Here is a 2,936-nt window from a genome sequence, read left to right on the forward strand (position 1 = left end):
GGACCGATCACCGCCGGTGGTGCCGGCAATGCCGTCAACCTGGATGCGGCAGGCTTGTTGCACATCGCCGCGGCCGTCAGTGGAAACAATGTCGAGCTTACGGGTGGCACTGGCATCACACACACTGCCGCTGGCGACGTCACCTCCGGTGGCACCATCACCGCCACGGCTGAGGCCAACGACATCAGCATGGCCGACGGTACCCGCTACAGCGCCGGGGGAGCGGTCAGTCTCACGGCGCAGAATAACATCGCCTTGGGTCGGGTCGAGGCCGGTGCCGCTATCTCTGTCACTGCCACCACCGGGGCAATCAGCGACAACACCGCAGCTGAAGGCGCGGGTAACGAGAACCTCGTCGGTGGTTCTCTTACCCTACGAGCAGCTACCGGCATCGGGGCGTCGGGTGGTGCTGCCGATATCGACACTGCCGCGGGTAGCATCGACGCGCAGACCACTACCGGCGGCATTTTCATCGATGAGACTGATGCTGTGACACTGGGCCCAGTAACCACCGGCAGCGGAGGCGGGCCTATCGAGGTCACCGCTGGCGCTATGACCGTAGCCCAGGCCGTCACTACCGCTGGGGGTGGGGCAATCAGCTTGACCACTACGGCCGGCGATTTGCAGGTCGGTCAGGCGGTCACCGCCGGTGGTGCTTTGAGCCTGGATGCAGCGGGCCAGTTGATCGTTGCTGCGGCCGTCAGCGGCGGTGATGTCGAGCTCTCCGGCGGCGCCGGCGTCGCGCACACCGGGGCCGGCGATGTCACCTCGTCCGGTGCCCTCGTCGTGGCCTCGGCCAGTGATATCGACATGGCCGACGGCACTGTCTACAGCGCCGGGGGGGCGGCCAGTCTCACGGCCCAGGGCAGTGTTGCACTGGGTCGTGTTGAGGCCGGTACCAGTATCACCGTCACTGCCGCGACCGGGGCGATCAGCGACAACACGGCGGCTGAAGGCGCGGGTAACGAGAACCTGGTCGCTCGTGACGTCAGTTTGACCGCGGCCACCGGCGTCGGTGCCTCAGGTGCGGCCGCTGATATCGACACCGCCGCCGATACCATCGATGCCGGCACCCAATCGGGAGGTATCTACCTGGCCGAAACCGACGCGGTGCAGTTGGGCAACCAGGCGTCGGTAACCACCGGCGATGGGGGCGGGGCCGTCGAGGTCACCGCCGGCGGTGCCCTGACTGTGGCCCGAGCGGTCACTACCGCCGGGGGTGGAGCCATCAGGCTGACCACCAGGGCCGATGACTTGCAAGTCGAGGATCAGGTCACCGCCGGCGGTGCTTCAAGCCTGGGTGCAGCGGCTCGGTTGATCCTTGCCGCTGCCGTCAGCGGCAGCGAGGTCGAGCTCTCCGGCGGCACCGGCATCGCGCATACCGCCGCTGGAGACGTTACCGCCACCAGCGGTGCCATCACCGCCGTGGCCGTGGCCGGCGACATCGACATGGCCGACGGCACCCTCTACCAGGCGGCTGGAAATGCCGAACTCAGGGCCCAGGGTAGCGTCGCATTGGGTCGTGTCGATGCCGGTGGCAACACTGTTACCGTCACCGCGACCGAGGGTGCGATCAGTGACAACACGGCGGCTGAAGGCGCGGGTAACGAAAACCTGGTCGCCGGAGACCTCAGTCTGATCGCGGCCACCGGCATCGGTGCGCCGGGCGCGGCCGCCGATATCGACACGGCTGTAGACACGATCAATGCCCAAACGACTCGTTCCGGCGGCATTTATCTGGCCGAAACCGATGCGGTGACCCTGGCTTCGACCACCGGAATCAGCGCGGCGGCGGGAGCGGATATCGATATAAGATCAGGCGGCGAGATGGTCGTCGAAGCAGGGGATGTGCAGGCCTTCGCAAGCGGTGACATTCGGCTCACCGCCACCGCCGGCGATCTGGTTATAGGCGGTGAGGTGGCAACGGACTCCGGTGACCTGGAGCTCACCGCAGACGGATCGATCCGGCAAGCCGAGGGGAGGCGGCTGCGGACCAGGAGCGACAACCAGGGGACGCTGGGGAGAGGGCTGCTGCGGACCAGGAGCGACAACCAGGGGACCCTGGCCCTGCGCAGCGGTCTGGCCATCGGCACAGCGGATGCCCCGATCCTGACCGATGTGGCTATCCTCGCTGCGGAGGCCGCCGGCGGTGGCGTATTCGCGACGCAGGTAGACGGCACGCAGGGCAACCTGGTGATCGGTACGACCACAGGGGCCAATCCGCTGACCGGCATCACGGCCCACAATGGTGACATCGAAGTGACCACCCAGGGGTTCGGCTCGCCACCGGATTACGGACGGCTCGACATTCTTGGTCGGGTGCGCGTCGTAGGAAGCGGCGATATTCGGCTGTGCGCCGAGGCAGCGCAAAGCGACCTCGTTATACGCAATATCGTCAGTACGGATAAGGGTATCGTCGAGCTCGAGGCCGGGCGCCGTATCATCTCGGATTTCGATCTATCGGGATTCCTGATTCGGCACGATACGGTCGTCGATTCCTCGCTCCAGTTGACGCGCAGTCTGTTCGAGAACCTGGCCGAGGCCTACGCGGTTCCCGATTACAGCGTCAATGACGAGCTGGATTTGATGTATTTGAGCAGCCCCAACGAAGCCATCTGGGGAGAGAACAGGAGACGTGATGAGGATGAAGAAGCAGCGGGCTCCGAAGCGGAGTGAGCCCGTAGGTTGGGCAAAGCCGCCAGGGACGGCGGTGTGCCCAACACACTGCTATTAGCCATGTTTACACTTAAATGTTAACCACTACCTTGGGCGCAACTGTCGGAGTCGTTCCATCATGCAAAGACTTAACTCGACCACTTGAAGAATTACCACTAGCCACTGTTGTCCCGTTAAACTTGAGTGGTTACCAGATAACTATCTGAAATGTAGATAAAAACATCCATTTTCGGGGTGTCACCGACTTGAACGCAAAAACC

The 2,936-nt window shown here is 64.0% G+C and carries 1 protein-coding gene; it reads left to right on the top strand.

Annotated features, from left to right (window positions below; genetic code table 11):
• Positions 1-2,676, top strand: a 2,676-nt coding sequence (locus tag BQ17_RS21720; protein WP_176722360.1) for a beta strand repeat-containing protein, incomplete at its 5' end; no start/stop codon positions are given.
• Between the last annotated feature and the right edge of the window lie 260 nt (positions 2,677-2,936).

The sequence above is a fragment of the Candidatus Thiosymbion oneisti genome (genome assembly GCF_900092655.1).
Classification (GTDB): Bacteria; Pseudomonadota; Gammaproteobacteria; order Chromatiales; family Chromatiaceae; genus Thiosymbion; species Thiosymbion oneisti.